This is a genomic window from Micromonospora sp. CA-246542 (assembly GCF_050942905.1).
Classification (GTDB): domain Bacteria; phylum Actinomycetota; class Actinomycetes; order Mycobacteriales; family Micromonosporaceae; genus Micromonospora.
The window spans coordinates 2,493,379-2,512,150 of record NZ_CP192040.1 but is presented as its reverse complement, the minus strand read 5'-3'; the positions used below and the strand labels follow the sequence as shown (position 1 = coordinate 2,512,150).

The following is an 18,772-nucleotide window of genomic DNA, read 5'->3' as shown; positions in this document are numbered from 1 at the left end:
CCGGCGGGTTCCCGGCGCCCGAAGGAGTAAACGTCGTCGTCGGCGCCGTGGGCCAACGCCGCCGGCGGTGCCCCGGTCGGCCTTACCCGCCGCCTGGAAGAAGCTAACCCGCCGGCTCGTTAGCCTCCGTCACCCCACGGGTATGGGAGTCCAGTGGCGATAGTGGAGAAAGTGATCGACGCTCCCCCGCAGCAGGTGTTCGACGTGCTGGCCGACGGGTGGACGTACAGCGACTGGGTGGTCGGTACGGCGCACGTGCGCGACGTGGACGACGCCTGGCCCCGGGTGGGCAGCCAACTGCACCACCGGGCCGGCCCGTGGCCGTTCTCGTTGCAGGACGCCTCGACGGTGCTGGTGTGCGAGCCGCCGCACCGGCTGGTGCTGCGCGCCGGGCTGTGGCCGGCCGGGGAGGCGATCGTGGCGTTCACCCTGGAACCGGTCGACGGGGGCGCCACCCGCGTCCGGATCGGTGAGGACTTCGCGGCCGGTCCGCTGCGCTGGATCCGGAACAAGGCCAACGATCTCGTGCTGCACCTGCGCAACCGGGAGACGTTGGCCCGGCTCTCCGACATCGCCACGCGGCAGAAGGGCCCGCAGTGACGCGGACGGTGGTGCGCCGCCGCCCGCGCTGAGCGCGCCGCCACCTGCGGGCGGGCGGACCCACGGGGAGCCTTTTCAATCCGGGTCGGGCAACTGGCTACCCTCTGGGGTAGCCGTGTCCGCAAACCGAGGATGTCCGACATGATCGAGCCCGTCCAGCTGCCGTCGCCGTGGCGAGACGTACACCTGACAGTCGTCGTGCCCACCTACAACGAGGCGGGCAACCTGCCGGCGCTGGTCGAGCGGCTGCTCGCGCTGCCGCTGCCGGGGCTGCGCATCCTCGTCGCCGACGACAACTCCCCCGACGGCACCGGGGAGGTGGCCGACAAACTGGCCATCGAGTACCCGGAGCGGATCGAGGTGATGCACCGGGCCGGCAAGGAGGGCCTGGGTCGGGCGTACGTGGACGGGATGACCCGGGCGCTCGATGGCGGGGCCGAGTTCGTGGCGCAGATGGACGCCGACCTGTCGCACCCGCCGGAGGCGCTGCCCGGGATGCTGGGCGCGCTGCTCTCCACCCAGGCGGGCGTGGTGATCGGTTCCCGGTACGTGCCGGGCGGCGAGCTGGACGAGAACTGGCCGCTGTACCGCCGGGCGCTCAGCGGCTGGGCGAACCTCTACGTGCACACGCTGCTGCGGGTGCGCATCCGCGACCTGACCGCCGGCTTCAAGATCTGGCGGGCCGACGCGCTCAAGGACATCGGCCTGCACCGGGTGCAGTCCAACGGCTACAGCTTCCAGGTGGAGATGCACTACCTGGCCACCAAGCTGGGGCACACCATCCTGGAGGTCCCGATCCGCTTCGAGGAGCGGCGGGACGGCGTCTCCAAGATGACCACCGCGACCAAGGTCGAGAGCGCCCTGATGCCGTTCCGCCTGCGCAGCAAGCACCGCAACATCACCCCCTGACCCCCCCGCGTCGATCAAGAGGTTTGCGTCAGAATCCGGCTCGCCGGTGACGCAAACCTCTTGATCACCGCGTCAGGTCGGGGGTGGGTAGATGGTTCGGTGGGCCGCGGTTACGGCCGCCTTGTAGGCGGTGCCGGTCAGGGCGCGGTCGCGGGCCAGGGCCGCGCGGGCCGCGTTCGCGCCCGGCGCGCCGTGCACGCCACCGCCCGGGTGCGCCGACGAACTGGCCAGGAAGAGCCGGTCCACCGGGGTGTCCGCACGGCCCAGGCCGGGGATCGGGCGCAGGAACAACTGTTGGTACGCGGCGGCGGTGCCCCCGCCCAGCGCGCCACCGACCAGGCTCGGGTCGCCCTTCTCCAGGTCGGCCGGCCCGGCCACGTGCCGGCCCACGACGAGCTGCCGGAAACCCGGGGCCGCCGCTTCGAGCACGTCCTCCATGCGCTGCACGTGTTCGGCGATGTCCTCGGTCCGCCAGTTCCGCCGGAACGGCAGGTGGGTGTACGACCAGAGCGACTCGGTGCCCGGCGGCGAGTGGCTGGGGTCGGCCACGGACATCTGGCCGACCAGTAGGAACGGGTCGCGGGGCAGCTCACCCCGGGCCAGCTCGCCGGCGTACCGGGTCAGCCCGTCGAGGTCCGCGCCGAGGTGCACCGTGCCGGCCCCGGCGATCGCCCGGTTGGTCCACGGGACTCCGGCGGAGAGCGCCCAGTCCACCTTCAGCGTCGAGCCGTCCCACCGGAAGTGCGCCAGGTCCTCCACGAGCCGCGGCGGCAGGACCGCCGCACCGACGAGGTCGAGGTAGAGCGCCGGCGCCGGCACGTCGGCGAGGACCGCCCGCCGGGCCCGCCACAGCGTGCCGCCCTCGGTGCGTACGCCCATCGCCCGGCCGCGAGCGGTGAGCACCCGGTCGACGCGCGCGCCGTACAGGATGCGGCCGCCGCGTTCGGCGAGGCGGTCGACCAGCGCGTCGGTGATCCGCCGCGCGCCGCCGTCGGGCACCGGCCAGCCGACCTGCTGGCCGAGCATGGCCAGCAGCCAGCCGTACACGCCGGAGCCGGCCTCCTCGGGGGACAGGTCGGTGTGCAGGGCGCATCCGGCGAGCAGCGCCGGGCCCCCCTCGCCGTCGAACAGCTCGTCGCCGAGTTTGCGCACCGGCACCACGAGTCGGCGGGCCAGCCGCAGCGCTCCCGCGACCCGCAGCCGGCGCAGCAGACCCAGTCCGCCGCGTACCGGCGGGAACGGCGTGGTGATCGCGGTCAACATCGGCTCGGAAACCTCGAGCCAGTCCGTGTACGCGTTCAGCCAGCGCTTCCCGTCCCCGGGGGCGAACTGTTCCAACGAGGCGGCCGTCGCGTCCGGGTCCCGGTTGATCACCGCGGCCCGACCGTCGGGCAGCAGGTGCGCCAGCACGTCCGGGGCGTGCCGCCAGGACAACCCGTGGCGGCCCAGGTCGAGGCCGTTGAGCACGGGCGAGGCGTACCCGAGGGGGTAGAACGAGCTGTAGAGGTCGCTCAGATAGCCCGGCGCGGTGACCTCGGCCGACTGGACGGCGCCGCCGGGTACGGCGGTCGCTTCCAGCACGACCACGTCCCACCCGGCGTCGGCCAGCAGGTTCGCCGCGACCAGGCCGTTGTGGCCGGCGCCGACGACGACGGCGTCCGCGCCCTGCGCGCCGGTGGTAGTCATCCGACCCGCCTACCCGGGGCGCAACCGGGCGAAACGCGTTTGTCTCGCCGGGACCCGGGCATCCAGCGCCGCATGTACACGGTTGCGCAGCTGGTGGGCGGGGTGTGGGGCGCGGGCGGGTCCGGCGGCGAGCTGGTCGTGTGTGATCCGGCGGACGGCGAACCGGTCACCTCGGCGCCGGTCGCCACGGCCGACGAGGTCGGCAAGGCGGCCCAGGCGGCACGTGAGGCGGCCGACGAGTGGGCGGCGACCGCGCCCGCCGAGCGGGCGGCGGCGCTGCACCGGGCGGCGGACGCCGTCGCGGCGCTCACCGACGAGCTGGCGGCGGCGGTCACCGCGGAGATGGGCAAACCACTCGCGGACGCCCGCGGCGGCGTCGAGGCGGGCATCGGCACCCTGCGACAGTACGCGGAACTCGCGCCGCTGCGCGGCGGACGGACGTTGCACGGCGCGACCGACGCGGTGGACTTCATGACCCCGCAGCCGCGCGGCGTGGTCGCCGCGATCACCCCCTGGAACGACCCGGTGGCGGTGTCCTGTGGGCTGCTCGGCGCGGCCCTGGTCACCGGCAACGTGGTGCTCTACAAGCCGAGCGAGCGGACGCCCGCGACGGGTTGGCTGCTGGCCCGGGCCCTGGACGGGGCGTTGCCGGCCGGCGTGCTGTCCCTGCTCACCGGCGGCCCGGAGGTCGGCGCGGCGTTGGCCGCGCAGGACGTGGACGTGATCGCGCACGTCGGGTCGACCGCCACCGGACGCAAGATCGCCGCCGCGGCTGCGGGCACCGGCGCGAAGGTGCTGCTGGAGAACGGGGGCAGCGACCCGCTCGTCGTCGACGCGGGTGTGGACCCCGAGTGGGCGGCGCAACAGGCCGCGCTCGGCGCGTTCGCCAACGCCGGGCAGATCTGTGTGGCGGTGGAGCGGATCTACGTGCACCGCGACCTGGCCGACGACTTCGTGGCGGCGCTGGTGCGGCGGGCCGACGAGTTGCGGGTCGGGCCGGGGCGCGACCCGGGCACCGACCTGGGCCCGCTCGTCGACCGGCGGCACCGCGACCACGTGCACGGACAGGTCACGGCGGCGGTGGCGGCCGGCGCGCGGGTACGCACCGGCGGGGGACTGCCGGACGGACCGGGCGCGTACTACCCGGCCACCGTGGTCGCCGACTGCCGGCACGACATGGCGTTGGTGCGCGAGGAGACGTTCGGGCCGGTCGCCCCGGTGGTGGTGGTCGACTCGTTCGACGAGGCGCTGACCTGTGCGGCGGACTCCCCGTACGGGCTGGCGGCCACGGTGCTGACCGCGTCGATGAGCCACGCGCAGCGGGCCTGGCGGGAGCTGCCGGTGGGCACCGTGAAGGTCAACGCGGTGTTCGGCGGGGCGCCGGGCGGAGCCGCGCATCCGCGCCGGGCCAGCGGGCAGGGCTTCGGGTACGGCCCGGAGCTGCTGGACGAGTTCACCGCAACGAAGGCCGTGCACATCGAGGCGCCCGGCGGCGGGCGGTGGTGAGCGGTCAAAGCGGCACGGGGCGGACGCAGGGGTGGCGCGTCCGGCCCGTGCCACGTCGCGCGTGGGTCAGTCGCCGCGAGCCTTGCGGGTCGCCCGGTCGTTGGCCTTCTCGATGGCCGTGACCAGCTCCGACTTGGTCATGCTGGACCGGCCCGGTACGTCCAGCTTGCGGGCCACCGACATCAGGTGGTCCTTGCTGGCGTTGGCGTCCACCCCACCGGCGGTGGGGGCACGCCGCTCGGGGCCTCCACCGGCGGCCTGGCGGTCGCTCGGGCCCTTACGACCCTTGGGCTCCCAGTGGTCGCCCACCTTCTCGAACTGGTGCTTCACCGCCGCGAAGGCGGTACGGTGCGACCGCTCGCCCTCGCCGTAGGTCTCCACCGCCGAGTCGTGCGTCTTCGCCCAGGTGCGCTGCGCCTTGTCCGAGGAGCGTCGCAGCGTGCTGGGCATGTCCTCGCGCGCGGGCATCTCGTCCTCCTAAAGCATCGACAGAGTCACTGTGTCCGTTCCCTGCGAGCGCGGCGGCAAACCCGAGCGGCGTCGGCGGGCCGCCGAGCGGGTTTGTCGATTTCCCGGCCTGGGTACCGGCCGGTCCAGGCCAGACCGGACGACCGGTCATACCGGTGGCCGGGGCACAGGGAGCGGGCATGACGACCACTGATCCCGGCACGACACTCACCGGTTCGGGGGTTCCCCGGCGGATCCGGCAACTCAGCTGGCGGACGTGGCGTGGGGTGCTGGTCCGCAGTGTGCAGAACTTCGTGAACGACAACTGTTCGGACTGGGCCGCCGCGCTCACCTACTACGGGGTGCTGGCGCTCTTTCCGTCCGCCATCGTGGTGGTGGCCCTGGTCGGCCTGGTCTCGTCGGGCGAGCGGACCCTCGACACGGTTGTCGACCTGGCCAAACAGGTGGGCGCCGGTTCGGTGGTGGCCGACGACGACGGCGGCGTGGTCGGGGTGATCCGCTCGGTGGTCGTCCAGCAGAGCAACGCCAAGGTGCTGCTGAGCTTCGGCCTGCTCGGCGCGCTGTGGTCCGCGTCGGGCTTCATCGGCGCGTTCACCCGCGCTTCCAACGCCATCTACGGGGTGACCGAGGGCAGGCCGGTCTGGCGGCTGCGGCCGTTGCAGATCGGCCTGGCCGCCGTGACGCTGGTGCTGCTCGCGGTGGTCGCCCTCGCCCTGATCGTCAGCGGCCCGGTCACCGACGCGGTCGGCGACCTGATCAACGCCGGTGGTCTGGCGCGAACGGTGTGGAGCGTCGCGAAGTGGCCGGTGCTCGCCCTGGTGATGATGGTGCTGCTGTCCCTGCTGTTCTGGATCGCCCCGAACGTGCGCCAACCGCGCTTTCGCTGGCTCACCCCCGGCGGCTTTGTGGCCCTGCTCTCCTGGGCGGTGGTGTCCTTCGGTTTCGGCTTCTACGTCGCGAACTTCGCCACCTACAAGACGACCTACGGCAGCCTGGGCGCGGCCATCGCGTTCCTGGTCTGGCTCTACCTGTCCAACAGCGCCCTGATGCTCGGCGTGCAGATCAACGCCGAGGTGCAGCGCGGCCGGCAGTTGCAGGCGGGCGAGGAGGACGCGGGCGATCCGGTGCTGCCGCCGCGTAAGCCGGCCGAGGACTGAAAGGGACCGGATGTCCGGCCCGAGGGCCGGTTCGCGACCCGGTGCCGGTTTACCGGACGGGGTGCCGGGTAGCGCAGAAGACATGGAGCGTGGCAACAGCAAGCACGGACCGAGGATCGACGAGCAGATGAGCCAGGAGGTCAGCGGCCTCGTGCAGGGGCCGGGCACCGGCGGCTCACGGGTCGACGAGGCTCGGGTGCCCGAGCCGGCCGGCGAGGACCAGCCGGAGGCCACCACGGCCCCGGCGGGCGACCTGCGCACCGGCACTCCGCAGGGCATGAGTTCCACCGACGTGGAGCAGCGCAGCCGGCTCGGCCGGTTCATCTCGATGAGCGCGCTGCCCGGCGACCGGCTGGTGCTCATCGCCAGCGCGCGGGAGAACGAGGCGCCCGACGACATCGTGGCGGCGCTGGAACGGCTGCCCGAGGGCACCGAGTACCAGACGGTCTCCGAGGTGTGGGCCGCGCTCGGCAACAAGAACGAGACAACCCGCTGGTAGTGATCGCCCCCCGATCCGACAGACAGCGGCCGAAGGAGGATTGACGATGAGTGGCGTTACCGAACACGTCGAGGTTTCCGTACCCGTGCGGACCGCGTACGACCAGTGGACGCAGTTCGAGGAGTTCCCCCAGTTCATGGAGGGCGTCAAGGAGGTCCGGCAGCTCTCCGAGACGATGACCCACTGGACGGTGGACATCGCCGGCGTCAAGCGCGAGTTCGACGCCGAGATCACCGAGCAGCTTCCCGACGAGCGGGTCGCGTGGCGCTCGACCGGCGGCACCCAGCAGGCCGGTGTGGTGACCTTCCACCGCCTGGACGAGGGCAAGACCCGGGTCACCCTCCAGCTCGAGTTCGAGCCGCACGGTGTGGTCGAGCAGGCTGGCGACAAGCTCGGCATCGTCGACCGCCGTGCCAAGGGCGACCTGGAGCGGTTCAAGACGTTCATCGAGCGACGCGGTCAGGAGACCGGCGCCTGGCGTGGCACGGTGGACCGCCCGCAGCCGTGATAGGCGTACGCGATCGACGATGGCCGCCGGACTTCCGGCGGCCATCGTCGTGTTCCGGGCCGCGGAGCACCTGTTTGCGATCATCGCGCCCGGGTACCGCTGATGGCATGACGGACGACAGGGTGTGGCGTGACGAGGAGCGGCTGCCGCTGGAGGAGTTGGAGCGCGCCGTGGCGGGTTCCAGCATCGACGGGCAGGCCGACGACGTGACCGGCAACGACGCCGGCGAGGAGGCCGCCTTCGGGCACGGCCCGGCGGCGGCCGACCGGGGCGGCGAGGCGCCGGGGCGGGAGCCGACCGACCCGGAGCGCGCCTACCGTCCGTCCACGACCGGCCGTACCGGGCCGGACAACGGATAGTCCTCGCCGGGCGGCCCGGTCGATCCGGCGTCGCCGGACGGCCGGCGGGCGCCCAGCTCGTAGAGCACGATCAGCGCCAGGGCGAGCACCACCAGAGCCGAGCCGAGCGCCTGTACCGACACGTTGCTGATCAGCACGCCGAGGCCCGCCGGAACGAGCGCCGCGCCCAGACCGGCGGCGCCGATCTGCAACCCGATGGCGCGGTCGGCGTGCGCCGTGCCGACCCGCTCGGCGGTGGTGAGGGTGAGCAGCGGGAACACCGGCGCGGCGGCGAAACCGAGCACGACCAGGCCGAGTACGGCCAGCACGGCCGGGCCGGGGACGGCGATCAGCGCCGCGCCGACGGCCATGCCGGCCAGGCTCACCCGCAACACCAACCGGGGCCCGAGCCGTTCGGCCACCACCCCCTGCACCACCCGGCCGACGAAGAGACTCCCCCAGTACGCGGAGACGCAGCCGCCCGCCACCGCGTCGCTCAGGCCGCGCCCCTGGGTGAGCAGCAGGAACGCCCACAGCCCGGCGGACACCTCGATGGCGACGTACAGCGCGAAGGCCAGTGTCCCCGACCAGACGACCGGCAGTCGCAGCGTGGCCAGGACCGGCACCCGGACCGGCGCAGCGGTGTCGGACGTCTCCGCGCTGGCCCCGGGAGCGGGATCGCGGCGTCGCCACGCGCGTACGGTCAGCGCGAACGCCGTGGCGAGGGCGAGCTGGGCGGCGGCCACGATGCCGTACCCCCACCGCCAGGCCAGTCCGACGCTCAGCGCCGCTGTCATGATCAGTGGACCAATCGCCACGCCCAGCCCGAAGAAGGCGTGCAGCCAGTTCATGTGGCGCGGACCGAACGCGCCGGCGGCGTACGCGTTCAGGCCGGAGTCGACGGCGCCGGAGCCCAACCCAAGCAGCAGTGCGCAGCCCACGATCACCGCCAGCGCGGGGCTCAGGGCGTATCCGGTCAGCGCCAGGCTGGCGAGCAGGGTGCTTCCGGCGAGCAGCGCGCCCACGCCGATGCGGGCCAGCGTGAACCCGGCCAGCACGCTGGAGGTGAGGTAGCCGACGGTGCCCGCGGTGAGCAGCAACCCGACGGCCTCGGTCGGGACGCCGAAGTCCGCCCGGATGGACGGCCAGCCGACGCCGAGCAGCCCGTCCGGCAGGCCGAGGCTGACGAACGCGAGGTAGGCCAGCAGGAGCAGCGCGGCGCGGGGTGGCGGGGGCGAGGTGGACATGGGACAGCATCCTGCCGCAGCGCACCCTACCGGCGGCGAATGCGGCCCGCCCGCTGCGACAGGAAGTGGTGTCCGGACGGTCGAGAAAGCGGACAGCTCAGTCAGAATCGGCCGATCGGGGGACGGCAAACGCGCGTGTTCGCGTAAGAATTTCGGGATGCATCAAGGCTCCGGAATCCTCTCCACGCGTCAGCGCCGGCTCGCCTGGCTCGGCTTCCTGCTCGCCGCGCTCCAGGCGCCCGTGTCGGCCCGGCTCGTCTCCGACGATTCGTGGCTGTTCAGCGTCTGCGTCGCGCTGATGGTGGCCACCGTGATCATCGCCGACGACGCCGCCCGTCGCCGGCCCGCCAACGCCCCCAGCGAGTAGCGCGGCCAACCGCACTTCCGGCCAGGGGCGCTTCGCAGGTGCCCCGGACTGCCCGTTCCCTGGTCCACCGGCCGGAGCCGCCCTCCGGCAGTTCCGGCCGGTGACGAATCAGACGGGCTCGATCTCAAGGCCGGTGACCTGGTCGTCCTTGATGTCGAACACGAGGGCGAAGGACAGGGGCCCACCCGGGAAGTCACCGTCCCCGGAGGCAACCAGCCGGTCGTGGGCGAACGAGGTCGGCGTGAGCACGACCCTGGGGTTGATCAGGTGCCCCTGGATCCACTCGCGGATCTCGGCCTCGCCGGCCCAGGTCTGCCCGTCATCGCGCACGGTGGCCCCGTCGCCGAAGACCGCGGCCAGCTCGTTCGCGTCGTGGGCGTTGGTTGCCGTGATGAAGCGATCGACGGCCTTGGGCAGAGTGATGTCGTTCATTTCGTCTCTCCAGTCTTCGCGGGTGCCAGGACGCGGGCGCGTCCTGGTGTGTGACAGGCTCAGAAGTCCGCTCCACGGGAGAGCTTCTCGTTCGCGCGCAGTTCCGCGAGTGCGTTCTCGTGCATCGCCACAACGGCGTCGTAGCCGGCGTTGCCGAGCACGATCCGCTTCGGCGGGACGGGTGCGTTCAAGGCGCTGATCACGGCCTGCACCCCACGAACGGGGTCTCCCGCCTGCTTTCCGTTGTGGTCCACGAACGCCGCCCGAACGCCCTCGACCATCGGCACGTAGGCGTCGACGGTCTCGTTGACGTCCTCGTTCTGGAAGTAGGCGAAAGCCTTGGTGCGGAACGCTCCCGGCTCCACGACGAGCACGCGCACACCGAACGGCTCAACTTCCTGGCGCAGCGTCTCCGACAGCCCTTCGACCGCGAACTTCGCCGCCGCGTAGTAGCCGAACCCCAGCGCGCCGACGAGGCCCGCCACCGACGACATGTTCACGATCCAGCCGTCGCCGCGTGCCCGCATACCGGGCAGGACCGCGCGTACCACCTCGACCACGGCGAACAGGTTGAGGTCGAACGTGCGGCGGATCGTCTCGTCGGGGGCACCCTCGATCGACCCGTACCAGCCACGGCCCGCGCTGTTGACGAGCACGTCGATCCCGCCGAACCGCTCCTCGGCCGTCCTGACCGCCGCACGCACCTGGTCGGCATCGGTGACGTCGAGCTGGAGAACCAGCACCCGGTCGCCGTAGGACTCAGCCCATTCCCGCAGCTCAGCGGGCCGACGCGCGGTCACCACCACCTGATCGCCCTGCTCCAGGGCAGCCTCGGCGTAGACGAGGCCGAACCCGCCGGGAGTCCCACCCGTGATGAACCAAGTCCTCATGGACTTCTCCTTTCGCTATAGCGAGCAATGTAGCGCTACATGAGCTAATGTAGCAACCATGCAGAACGCACGGGATCGACTCCTGCTCGCCGCGGCGGAGTTGCTGGAGAGCGGCGGCACGGTGTCCACGAGGGCGGTGTGCGATCGCGCCGGGGTGCAGGCCCCGACGCTGTACCACCACTTCGGCAGCAAGCAGGGCCTGGTCGACGCCGTGGCGAGCCACGGCTTCACCCAGTACACGGCGGTCGAGAACTCTGGCGACCCGCTCAACGACCTGCGCGAGGGCTGGGACAGACACGTGCAGTTCGGGCTGGAGCACCCGTCGTTCTACGGGCTGCTCTACGGCCGCGCGGAGCCGGGAAAGCCCTGCGCCGTCACCGCTCCGGCGCACGCCGCGTTGCGTGACCGGCTGACCGCCGCCCGGGGCCGACTCAAGGTGCCGGCAGCCGATGCCGCCGAACAGGTGTTGGCCGCCAACGTCGGCATCACGCTCACCCTGATCAGCCAGCCGGAGCCGGATCTCGGGCTGTCCGGACGCGTGCGCGAGGCCGCGCTGGCCGGAGTCCTGCGCATGGCCCCCACCGACGCTCCCGCGACTCGCGCGAGCGCCGCGCTGACGCTGCGTGCGCTGGTCGGCGACGACCCGGGCGACCTCACCCCGGGCGAACACGCGCTGCTCGGCGAACTGCTGGACCGCCTGGCCCGCTAGGCAGTGTCCTCCAAGGATCTTGGTGGAGAATGATGTAGCGCGTCCTTCGACGGCCCTCGGACGAACTCTGGCGTTCCGACCGCCACGCCATGTGACCGACGGCGACAACACCCTGGTGAGCGATGCCTGTGAGTCATCTAGATGACTCACAGGCATCACGCTCACCAGCACGACCGCCGCCGCTCAGCGCCCCGGCCGCGCTACTCCGCCGATGGCTGTGAACCTTTGAAGACACTGCCCAGCGGCGCCGCCCCTAGTCCGGGTAGGAGGGGTCGATCACCATCTCCCGGATCTCCAGGATGCCGGGCCAGTACGGCGAGAGCGGGTCGGTGCCGCCGCGCAGCCGGAGGGTCGTGCCGTCGGCGGCCGTCGCGGTCTCGATGACGTGGTCGGCGTCCGCCTCGATGCGGCCGATCTCCACCGGCCCCAGGCCGAGCCTCTCCGCCTCGGCCCGCAGGTCGCCGCGAGCGACAAACACCAGAGCCGCGCGGCCCGGATCCACCCCGACCGCCGGCGGCTCGACGCGGGCCAACCACGGCTCCAACGCCTCCACCGTCCCGGCGAACGTGGCCGCCGGAACGGCGACGAAAAGCCTCGCTACCACCTCGGTCTCGCCCGGCTCGATCTCCAGCGTGCGGTCGGGGGTGAGGCTGGTGCCGTGGGTTGCGCCCTCCCAGCCCAACTCCTGGCTTGCCCGGTCGACAACCAGGCGGGTGGCCGGCGGCCCGGACGGAGGCACCAGGGTCTCGGCGTAGCGGACATTCGGCGAGTAGACGAAGTCCTGCTCCCGCCAGCCGAAGCGGCGCACCAGTCCGGAGGCCAGGTCGTGCATGGCGCGTTCCTCGTTCACGGCGACGCGCCAGCCCGACAGCAGCAGGTCCGCGCGCTCGATGTCGACGTCCATCCCGTCGGCGCCGAGCTCGTCGGCGAGCGGGGCGTACCGACGCAGCGTCTCGATGGTGCTCGCGGTTCCGCGCTCCAGTCTGAGCATCGCCCTCATCATGAAGGGCGGCTTCCTGTCCTTGGCCACGAACGCTCCTCACGAATGATGGGGCCCGGCGAACCGGGCCCCATCATCCACATGCCGCCAGTCCGTTGTCAGTCCGGTCGGGCCTCGTGCCCCGGCTGTCCCCGCGTGCGGCGGCGCTCCTTCATCTCCGCCTCGTAGAGGTGTCGCCGCCCGCCCACCAGTTCGTCGCGGGCCTGTTGCTCCAGCTCCCGGAACAGCGCGTGGTAGCCGTCGTCGAAGTCCTCGACGATCTGGAACGTCCACCGGCCGGCGATCACGTTGCGGCCCAGCAGCTCGGTGTCGATCCGCTCGGCGATCCGGTGGTGCCCGGCGGCACGGAACCTCTCGATCGCGTCGTCGAGCATCAGGTCGGCGTGCCCGATGAGCTGGTGCAGCGAGTACAGGTGCCCGCGGGCCCGCTCGACGCACTCCAGAGCCTCGCTGAGCTTGCCCAGCGCGGCGACCGTTTCGTCGCTCACCCCGGCCGGCCGCCGGTGCTGATCGTCTGGCCCGTCCGCCCGCTGCCCCATCGCCGCTCCCACACTCTGTGCCGTCCTGCGTCGTCGGGTGCCTGGTGCCCCGTCTGTGCCGGATCAACCCTCGCGGCCAGCGTCGAGGTGTCCGGTGGCACAACCCACAAGCGCCGAGCGGCCGAGGTCGGTCGATCACCGGTGGGTTAGCCTCGGTCACCATGCGTGTGCCGTTCAACCGGGTCGCCTCCCCGACCGCCGTCGAGTCGGCGCGGTCGACCCTGGCCGCCCTCACCGTCTCCGTGGGCACCGCCGGCCTCGCGGCCGCCGCCGCGCGTCCCGGGCTGCTGGCGCTTGTCGACCAGCACGCCGCCGCCGTCCGCGACAGCCTGGACGGTGGCCGGCGGCCGTTGACCGCCGCGGCGCTCGCCGGCTACGCCGAGGGGTACGCGCCGCCGCCCTGGAGCACGGATGGGCGCCGCCGCGCGGGTCGGTGGACTGGAGCGCGCCGGAGTGGCCGCTCGCCCGGCTGGTCGCCGTCTGCGCGCTGGCCCGCTCGCTCGACCGTTCCTGAGCACGCGAAGGGCGCCCACGCGAGCCGCGTGGACGCCCTCCCTCGCACGATCACGCCCCGCTACGGGCGGTACTGCTGGGTTTCGTCGGCCGCACCGGACTGGTACGTGCCACGTCCGCCGGCCATCGTCGACTGTTCGTCGACCCGGGGCATGGCCTGGGTCCGGTCGCCGCCACGGTCGGCCATCTGCCGCTCCATGTCGCCGCGCCCCGCCGAGGTGGCCCGCCGGTGCTCCTGCACCGCCTGGGCTTCCCGGGCGGCCCGGTCCAGCCAGCCGTCCCAGCGGTTCTGCATCGGTTTGACCAGACCACCGCCGACGCCGACGATCAGGATTCCGGCGACCGTGGCGAGGACCGCGATCAGCACCGGAGTGGTGACCGTGGTGGCGATACCCACCTGGTTCAGGGCGGCGATCACGCCGAGCGCGATGATGAAGATCGCCGTCAGGTCCGCCAGGACCTTGCCGTACGAGAGTCCGCCCAGCGCCCCGGTGACCAGATCCCGGACGGCGTTGGCGATAGCGGCCGCGACCACCACGATGACGATCGCGACGAACGCGCGCGGCAGCCAGGCCACCACGCCGCGGATCAGGTCACTGATCGCGTTGGGCCCCCAGACTCCGAAGGCGAACTGCAGGGTGAACAGCAGGACGGCGTAGTACGCCAACCTGGCCAGGATGTCGCTGGCGTCGTACTTCGTTCTCTCAAGTGCCCGTTTGATGCCTCCGCGTTCGACTGCTTCGTCGAAGCGCACCCGTTCCAGCACCGCATCCACGATCTTGAGGACCGCTCTGGCAATAAGCCAGCCGACCACGAGGATGACGATGAAGGCCACTGCCTTCGGGATGAAGAGCAGCACCGACCTCCAGGTGTCGGCGATGGCATCGCCGATGTCGGCCTGCCGCACCGCGAGGGTTTTCAGCATGATGTCCCTCCTGTCGCGTGGACTGCGCCGGGCGCATACCCGGCCACCGGTGCGGCAGTCCGGGCGGCTCACTGCCATTTTTCCGACAAGTCGACAAACAGGGGCCCTGACCTGCCCGAACAGCAACCACGCGGGGGGTGTCGGCGACCCGCGCACATGATCGGATGCGGCTGAGCGACGGCCGGCTAGGCTGCGAACATGCCAGGAACGGTCGGGCGAGTCCCCACGCCAGCAATTCCGGCCCCCGGCGCATCCACCGGGCCCGGCGCGGCAGCCGTGCTCGCCCACGACTGGTCCGCCACCGCGCTCGGCCCGCGTGCGGGGTGGGACGCGGCGGTCCGGGCCGTGGTGGCGCTGATCCTCGCCTCGCCGATGCCGATGGCGCTGGCGTACGGCGACGACCTGGTCCTGCTCTACAACGACGGCTACGCCGAGTTGCTGGGGAACAAGCATCCGGCCGCCCTCGGCCGGCCGGCCGCCGAGGTCCACGCCGAGGTCTGGCAGCTGCCCGGCTTCGGTGACGCGATCGAGCGCGCCTACCGCGACGGTGTGCCGTTCCTGGAGAAGGAGTCCACGCTCCCCCTGATCGGGGAGAGTGGCGGTGTCGAACAGGTGGTCTTCACCCGCAGTCACTCGGCGGTACGCGACAGCGCGGGGCAGATCGTCGGAATCCTGACGGTGGCCGCCGAAACCACTCACGTCACCGAGCAGTTGCGGAGTCTCAGCGATGTGGCTGCCGCGCTCGCCGGCACCCTCACCCTCGACGACGTGGCCCGGGTCGCGCTGCGCCACACCATCGGAATGTTCGACGCCGACCGGGTGGCGTTCGTGGTCGACGAGGGTGGCGGCGGCTGGCGGATGGTGCGTCGGGTGCGCGGCGAGTTGATGGACGAGGCCGACGAGCGGCTGCCTCCGCTGTGGCGGCGGGCGCCGGCCGACTGGGAGGGTCCCGTCGCGCTGGCGGTCCGGTCGGGCGAGGCCCTGTTCACCCGCGACGGCCAGCCGCTGCGCGAGACCGCCGTGGACCGGCATGACCAGAAGATCCGCTCAATGGCCGCGCTCCCGCTGGGCACGTCGGTGGTCCGGGGCGGGCTGACGGTCGGCTACCAGGTCGCGCACTCCTGGTCGGCCGCCGAGCGGGCGCTGCTGGCCGCGTCGGCGGAGCTGATCGGTCAGGCCGCGGAGCGGGCGCGGCGGTTCGAGACCCAGCACGGCACCGCCCAGTTGCTGCAACGCAGCATGCTGCCCGAGCACCTGCCCGACCTGCCCCGGCTGCGGATCGCGGCCCGTTACGACCCCGGGGTGGACGGTAACGCTGCCGGCGGCGACTTCTACGACGCGTTCCTGCTGCCCACCGGCGCGCTCGGCGTGGTGTTGGGCGACGTCGCCGGGCACGACGTGCAGGCCGCGGCACGGATGGGGCAGGTGCGGGCGGCCCTGCGCGCGCTGGCCCTGGCCGATCCGGCGCCGGACGCGGTGCTGACCGGTCTGGACCGGTTGGTGACCAGTCTCGGCGCGGAGGCCGGCAGCCATGAGCTGTTCGTCACCGTGGCATTCGGGGTCATCGACGCCGAGCGGCGGGAACTGACCCTGGCCAGCGCCGGTCATCCCGCTCCCCTGATCCGCCGGTGTGCGCCCGACGGCCGCACGCACGCCGAGTACGTGCAGGTGCCGGCCGCTCCCCCGCTGGGGCTGGGCGGACGACCGACCACCGTCACCGTCGCGTTCCCGCCCGGCGACACCCTGCTGCTGTTCAGCGACGGCGTGGTGGAGCGGCGCAGGCAGAGCCTGAGCGCCGGGATGGACGCCCTCGGCGACGCGGTGGCCAAGGCCGGCACCAGCGATCCCCGCGCCCTCTGCGCGGTGGCGACCGCGGCGGTGTCCGGCGGCACCGAGGACGACGTGGCGGTGCTGGCGGTCGAGCACGCGCTCAAGCCGAGCCGGTCGGCGGCGATGGAGGTGCCGGCGGAGCCCACCGCGCCGAGCCGGGTCCGGCACTGGATGACCGGTCAGCTCACCGAGTGGCGGGTGCCCGAGTCGGTGATCGGCGCGGCGGTGCTGTGCACCAGCGAGCTGACGACCAACGCGTTGCTGCACGCCGGCACGGCCGCCCGGGTGGAGATCGACCTCAGCCCCGAGCGCCTGCTGGTCTCGGTCGCCGATTCCGGCACGCGGGGCACCGTGACCCGGGCGCGTACCGACACGTTGAGCAGTCGCGGGCGTGGACTGGGTCTCATCGAGGAGCTGAGTGACGCCTGGGGCACCGACCCGTCGGTGCGCGGCTCGACGGTCTGGTTCGAGATCCTCGTCCCACCGGCCGAGACACACTGAGTCGTACCACCCGCGCGGCCGGGACGAGTCAGCCGATCGCCGAAGGGGTAGGAGTGCGGCCATGGCCAACGAACAACCCCAAGGGGTGCTCTTCGACGTCGACGGCACCCTCGTCGACACCACCTACCTGCACACGGTGAGCTGGTGGGAGGCGCTGCGCCAGGCCGACCGGCCGGTGCCGATGGCGACCGTGCACCGCTCGATCGGCATGGGCTCGGACAAGCTGCTGGATCACCTGCTCGGCCCGGAGCGGGACCGCGACGAGGATCCGAAGCTGCGCGAGGCGCACGACACCCTCTACACCGAGTACTGGGAACGGCTGACGCCGCTGCCTCGGGCGGCGGACCTGCTGCGCGCGTGCGCCGAGCGGGGGTTGCGGGTGGTGCTCGCCACCTCGGCCGCCGAGCACGAGGTCGGCGCGCTGCGCCGGGCGCTGAACGCGGACGACGTGGTGGACACCGTCACGTCGTCGGCCGACGCCAAGGAGAGCAAGCCCGCGCCGGACATTCTCGAAGCGGCGCTCGATCAGTCGGGGCTGGCCGCCGAGCGGGTCGTCTTCGTCGGCGACTCGGTGTGGGACGTCGCGGCGGCCGGCAAGCTCGACATCCCGTGCGTCGGGTTGACCTGCGGCGGCACGAGCCGCGGCGAACTCGCCGGCGCCGGCGCGGTGGCGGTGTACGACGACCCGGCGGCGCTGCTGGCCGAGCTGGCGGACTCCCCCCTCACCCGACCGAGGTGAGGCCCACTCCGGTTCGTCCGGGTCGGCACGCATAGCCACCAGTCTCGCGGGGCATGGTCTGTGGCCACCTGCCCGCATCGTGCGGGTGCGGCGAGAGGGTGGTGTCCGTGGAGCCGGTAGATGTGGCGTTCGCGTTGGTGGGCGTGGGCGCCCTGCTCGCGGGCATCCTGCCCCGGGTGTTGGAGCGCCGACCGCTGTCCATGCCGATCGCGTTCCTCGCACTCGGCATGCTGGTCTTCCTCCTCCCGATCGGACTGCCCACGCCGGACCCGCTGGCCCATCCCGAGCTGGCCACCCACCTGACCGAGATCGGGGTGATCGTCGCCCTGATGGGCGCCGGGTTGAAGATCGACCGACCGTTGAGCTGGGCCCGGTGGTCCTCCACCTGGCGACTGCTGGCCATCGCGATGCCGGTGTGCATCGCGGCGGTGGCGCTGCTCGGCTGGTGGTGGGCCGGTCTGGTGCCGGCGGCGGCGCTGCTGCTGGCCGCCGCGCTGGCCCCGACCGACCCGGTGCTCGCCGCCGACGTGCAGGTCGGCGAGCCGACCGATGTGGAGGACTCCGAGGACGAGGTCCGCTTCGCCCTGACCTCGGAGGCCGGCCTCAACGACGGGCTGGCGTTCCCGTTCGTCTACGCGGCCATCGCCATCGCCTCGACCAGCCTCGCTCCCCGCGCGTGGATGGCCGAGTGGTTCACCGTGGACGTGCTGTGGAAGGTGGGCGTCGGGGTGGGCGGCGGCCTGCTCATCGGCTGGCTGCTCGGCAAGCTGTTCTTCCGGGCGCCCAGTGAGTTGCGGCTGGCCCGGCACGCCGAGGGTTTCCTGGCGCTGGCCGCCACGTTCCTCGCGTACGGGCTGGTGGAGGTGGCCGGCGGGTACGGCTTCCTGGCGGTGTTCGTGGCCGCGCGGGCCATCCGGGCCGCCGAGCGGACCCACGAGTTCCACTCGGTGCTGCACGACTTCGCCGAGCAGGTCGAGCGGCTGCTCACCCTGGTGTTGTTGCTGCTGCTCGGCGGCGCGATCGTGGGCGGTCTGCTCGCGCCGCTGACCTGGCCGGCGGCGACCGTCGGGTTGGCGCTGGTCTTCCTGATCCGGCCGGCCGTCGGCTGGTTGTCACTGCGCGGCGCGCCCGGTCGCCCGGCGGAGCACTGGGTGATCTCGCTGTTCGGCATCCGTGGGGTGGGCTCGTTCTACTACCTGGCGTACGCCACCACGAAGGCGGACTTCCCGCAGACGGAGCTGCTGTGGGCCACGGTCGGGCTGGTGGTGCTCGTGTCCGTGGTGGTGCACGGCGTGGCGGCGACCCCGGTGATGCAGTTGCTGGACCGCGAGGGCGAGCGCACCGAGGACCCGTCCGAGTCCGAGGCCCAGCCGGTGGCCACGGCCGGGCACTCCTGAGCGCGCCGGGAC

The 18,772-nt window shown here is 72.5% G+C and carries 20 protein-coding genes and 1 pseudogene; 13 read left to right on the top strand and 8 right to left on the bottom strand.

Annotated features, from left to right (window positions below):
- Positions 1-153: 153 nt before the first annotated feature.
- Positions 154-600: an SRPBCC family protein gene (locus ACQP0N_RS11770; RefSeq protein WP_433119936.1), complete on the top strand. Its 447-nt coding sequence runs from the start codon at positions 154-156 to the stop codon at positions 598-600.
- Positions 601-741: 141 nt separating this feature from the next.
- A complete protein-coding gene (locus ACQP0N_RS11765; protein WP_433119935.1) occupies positions 742-1,509 on the top strand; it encodes a polyprenol monophosphomannose synthase in 768 nt (255 codons plus the stop codon).
- A 72-nt stretch (positions 1,510-1,581) separates the two neighbouring features.
- On the opposite strand, the gene ACQP0N_RS11760 is transcribed toward ACQP0N_RS11765, so the two are convergent.
- Positions 1,582-3,195 (bottom strand): phytoene desaturase family protein, encoded by a 1,614-nt coding sequence (locus ACQP0N_RS11760; protein WP_433119933.1) that lies wholly within the window; start codon positions 3,193-3,195, stop codon positions 1,582-1,584.
- A gap of 72 nt (positions 3,196-3,267) precedes the next feature.
- On the opposite strand from ACQP0N_RS11760, the gene ACQP0N_RS11755 reads away from it, so the two are divergent.
- Complete coding sequence (locus ACQP0N_RS11755) at positions 3,268-4,701, top strand: aldehyde dehydrogenase family protein (RefSeq protein WP_433119931.1); 1,434 nt, start codon at positions 3,268-3,270, stop codon at positions 4,699-4,701.
- Positions 4,702-4,767: 66 nt separating this feature from the next.
- Here ACQP0N_RS11755 and ACQP0N_RS11750 read toward each other — a convergent pair whose 3' ends face one another.
- Entirely contained in the window at positions 4,768-5,169 is a 402-nt protein-coding gene (locus ACQP0N_RS11750; RefSeq protein ID WP_433119929.1) for a ChaB family protein, read from the bottom strand.
- 179 nt (positions 5,170-5,348) lie between these two features.
- Here ACQP0N_RS11750 and ACQP0N_RS11745 point away from each other — a divergent pair, with 179 nt between their 5' ends.
- From ACQP0N_RS11745 to ACQP0N_RS11730, 4 genes are all read left to right on the top strand, one after another.
- On the top strand, positions 5,349-6,326 hold the full coding sequence (locus tag ACQP0N_RS11745; protein ID WP_433119927.1) for a YihY/virulence factor BrkB family protein: 978 nt from the start codon (positions 5,349-5,351) through the stop codon (positions 6,324-6,326).
- 82 nt (positions 6,327-6,408) lie between these two features.
- Positions 6,409-6,825: a DUF2795 domain-containing protein gene (locus tag ACQP0N_RS11740; RefSeq protein WP_355053419.1), complete on the top strand. Its 417-nt coding sequence runs from the start codon at positions 6,409-6,411 to the stop codon at positions 6,823-6,825.
- Positions 6,826-6,871: 46 nt separating this feature from the next.
- Positions 6,872-7,333, top strand: a complete 462-nt coding sequence (locus ACQP0N_RS11735; protein WP_433119924.1) for an SRPBCC family protein — start codon at positions 6,872-6,874, stop codon at positions 7,331-7,333.
- Positions 7,334-7,440: 107 nt separating this feature from the next.
- Positions 7,441-7,692, top strand: coding sequence for a hypothetical protein (locus tag ACQP0N_RS11730; protein WP_355053421.1), 252 nt, complete (start codon positions 7,441-7,443; stop codon positions 7,690-7,692).
- Here ACQP0N_RS11730 and ACQP0N_RS11725 read toward each other — a convergent pair.
- A complete protein-coding gene (locus ACQP0N_RS11725; RefSeq protein ID WP_433119922.1) occupies positions 7,647-8,918 on the bottom strand; it encodes an MFS transporter in 1,272 nt (423 codons plus the stop codon). The two genes, ACQP0N_RS11730 and ACQP0N_RS11725, sit on opposite strands and share 46 nt — an antisense overlap.
- A gap of 157 nt (positions 8,919-9,075) precedes the next feature.
- Here ACQP0N_RS11725 and ACQP0N_RS11720 point away from each other — a divergent pair, with 157 nt between their 5' ends.
- Positions 9,076-9,285 carry a hypothetical protein gene (locus ACQP0N_RS11720; protein ID WP_355053423.1) on the top strand — a complete coding sequence of 70 codons (210 nt, stop codon included), beginning with the start codon at positions 9,076-9,078 and terminating at the stop codon, positions 9,283-9,285.
- A gap of 108 nt (positions 9,286-9,393) precedes the next feature.
- Here ACQP0N_RS11720 and ACQP0N_RS11715 read toward each other — a convergent pair whose 3' ends face one another.
- Complete coding sequence (locus ACQP0N_RS11715; RefSeq protein ID WP_433119919.1) at positions 9,394-9,717, bottom strand: nuclear transport factor 2 family protein; 324 nt, start codon at positions 9,715-9,717, stop codon at positions 9,394-9,396.
- A gap of 59 nt (positions 9,718-9,776) precedes the next feature.
- Positions 9,777-10,607: an SDR family NAD(P)-dependent oxidoreductase gene (locus ACQP0N_RS11710; protein ID WP_433119917.1), complete on the bottom strand. Its 831-nt coding sequence runs from the start codon at positions 10,605-10,607 to the stop codon at positions 9,777-9,779.
- Between the two features lie 58 nt (positions 10,608-10,665).
- On the opposite strand from ACQP0N_RS11710, the gene ACQP0N_RS11705 reads away from it, so the two are divergent.
- On the top strand, positions 10,666-11,316 hold the full coding sequence (locus ACQP0N_RS11705; protein WP_433119915.1) for a TetR/AcrR family transcriptional regulator: 651 nt from the start codon (positions 10,666-10,668) through the stop codon (positions 11,314-11,316).
- Positions 11,317-11,569: 253 nt separating this feature from the next.
- Here ACQP0N_RS11705 and ACQP0N_RS11700 read toward each other — a convergent pair whose 3' ends face one another.
- Together ACQP0N_RS11700 and ACQP0N_RS11695 are read right to left on the bottom strand one after the other, a co-directional pair.
- Positions 11,570-12,346, bottom strand: coding sequence for a hypothetical protein (locus tag ACQP0N_RS11700; protein ID WP_433119913.1), 777 nt, complete (start codon positions 12,344-12,346; stop codon positions 11,570-11,572).
- A gap of 68 nt (positions 12,347-12,414) precedes the next feature.
- On the bottom strand, positions 12,415-12,855 hold the full coding sequence (locus ACQP0N_RS11695) for a hypothetical protein (RefSeq protein ID WP_433119911.1): 441 nt from the start codon (positions 12,853-12,855) through the stop codon (positions 12,415-12,417).
- Positions 12,856-13,097: 242 nt separating this feature from the next.
- On the opposite strand from ACQP0N_RS11695, the pseudogene ACQP0N_RS11690 reads away from it, so the two are divergent.
- A pseudogene (locus ACQP0N_RS11690) lies at positions 13,098-13,369 on the top strand (DUF6401 family natural product biosynthesis protein).
- Between the two features lie 60 nt (positions 13,370-13,429).
- Here the strand turns inward: ACQP0N_RS11690 and ACQP0N_RS11685 are convergent.
- The gene (locus tag ACQP0N_RS11685; RefSeq protein WP_433119909.1) at positions 13,430-14,293 is read right to left on the bottom strand and encodes a mechanosensitive ion channel family protein; all 864 of its coding nucleotides are present in this window, start codon (positions 14,291-14,293) and stop codon (positions 13,430-13,432) included.
- Between the two features lie 198 nt (positions 14,294-14,491).
- Between ACQP0N_RS11685 and ACQP0N_RS11680 the strand changes: the two genes are divergently transcribed.
- The 3 genes from ACQP0N_RS11680 to ACQP0N_RS11670 all read left to right on the top strand — a co-directional run bounded on the left by ACQP0N_RS11680 (position 14,492) and on the right by ACQP0N_RS11670 (position 18,760).
- Positions 14,492-16,624: an ATP-binding SpoIIE family protein phosphatase gene (locus ACQP0N_RS11680; protein WP_433119907.1), complete on the top strand. Its 2,133-nt coding sequence runs from the start codon at positions 14,492-14,494 to the stop codon at positions 16,622-16,624.
- 61 nt (positions 16,625-16,685) lie between these two features.
- Complete coding sequence (locus ACQP0N_RS11675) at positions 16,686-17,363, top strand: HAD family hydrolase (RefSeq protein WP_355053431.1); 678 nt, start codon at positions 16,686-16,688, stop codon at positions 17,361-17,363.
- A gap of 107 nt (positions 17,364-17,470) precedes the next feature.
- Positions 17,471-18,760 carry a cation:proton antiporter domain-containing protein gene (locus ACQP0N_RS11670; RefSeq protein ID WP_433119905.1) on the top strand — a complete coding sequence of 430 codons (1,290 nt, stop codon included), beginning with the start codon at positions 17,471-17,473 and terminating at the stop codon, positions 18,758-18,760.
- Positions 18,761-18,772 lie beyond the last annotated feature (12 nt).

Excerpts from the sequence above, each read along its gene's own strand:
- ACQP0N_RS11765 (WP_433119935.1), top strand. The coding sequence starts at position 742 with ATGATCGAGCCCGTCCAGCTGCCGTCGCCGTGGCGAGACGTACACCTG.
- ACQP0N_RS11760 (WP_433119933.1), bottom strand. The coding sequence starts at position 3,195 with ATGACTACCACCGGCGCGCAGGGCGCGGACGCCGTCGTCGTCGGCGCC.
- ACQP0N_RS11755 (WP_433119931.1), top strand. The coding sequence starts at position 3,268 with ATGTACACGGTTGCGCAGCTGGTGGGCGGGGTGTGGGGCGCGGGCGGG.
- ACQP0N_RS11750 (WP_433119929.1), bottom strand. The coding sequence starts at position 5,169 with ATGCCCGCGCGCGAGGACATGCCCAGCACGCTGCGACGCTCCTCGGAC.
- ACQP0N_RS11745 (WP_433119927.1), top strand. The coding sequence starts at position 5,349 with ATGACGACCACTGATCCCGGCACGACACTCACCGGTTCGGGGGTTCCC.
- ACQP0N_RS11740 (WP_355053419.1), top strand. The coding sequence starts at position 6,409 with ATGGAGCGTGGCAACAGCAAGCACGGACCGAGGATCGACGAGCAGATG.
- ACQP0N_RS11735 (WP_433119924.1), top strand. The coding sequence starts at position 6,872 with ATGAGTGGCGTTACCGAACACGTCGAGGTTTCCGTACCCGTGCGGACC.
- ACQP0N_RS11730 (WP_355053421.1), top strand. The coding sequence starts at position 7,441 with ATGACGGACGACAGGGTGTGGCGTGACGAGGAGCGGCTGCCGCTGGAG.
- ACQP0N_RS11725 (WP_433119922.1), bottom strand. The coding sequence starts at position 8,918 with ATGTCCACCTCGCCCCCGCCACCCCGCGCCGCGCTGCTCCTGCTGGCC.
- ACQP0N_RS11720 (WP_355053423.1), top strand. The coding sequence starts at position 9,076 with ATGCATCAAGGCTCCGGAATCCTCTCCACGCGTCAGCGCCGGCTCGCC.
- ACQP0N_RS11715 (WP_433119919.1), bottom strand. The coding sequence starts at position 9,717 with ATGAACGACATCACTCTGCCCAAGGCCGTCGATCGCTTCATCACGGCA.
- ACQP0N_RS11710 (WP_433119917.1), bottom strand. The coding sequence starts at position 10,607 with ATGAGGACTTGGTTCATCACGGGTGGGACTCCCGGCGGGTTCGGCCTC.
- ACQP0N_RS11705 (WP_433119915.1), top strand. The coding sequence starts at position 10,666 with ATGCAGAACGCACGGGATCGACTCCTGCTCGCCGCGGCGGAGTTGCTG.
- ACQP0N_RS11695 (WP_433119911.1), bottom strand. The coding sequence starts at position 12,855 with ATGGGGCAGCGGGCGGACGGGCCAGACGATCAGCACCGGCGGCCGGCC.
- ACQP0N_RS11685 (WP_433119909.1), bottom strand. The coding sequence starts at position 14,293 with ATGCTGAAAACCCTCGCGGTGCGGCAGGCCGACATCGGCGATGCCATC.
- ACQP0N_RS11680 (WP_433119907.1), top strand. The coding sequence starts at position 14,492 with ATGCCAGGAACGGTCGGGCGAGTCCCCACGCCAGCAATTCCGGCCCCC.
- ACQP0N_RS11675 (WP_355053431.1), top strand. The coding sequence starts at position 16,686 with ATGGCCAACGAACAACCCCAAGGGGTGCTCTTCGACGTCGACGGCACC.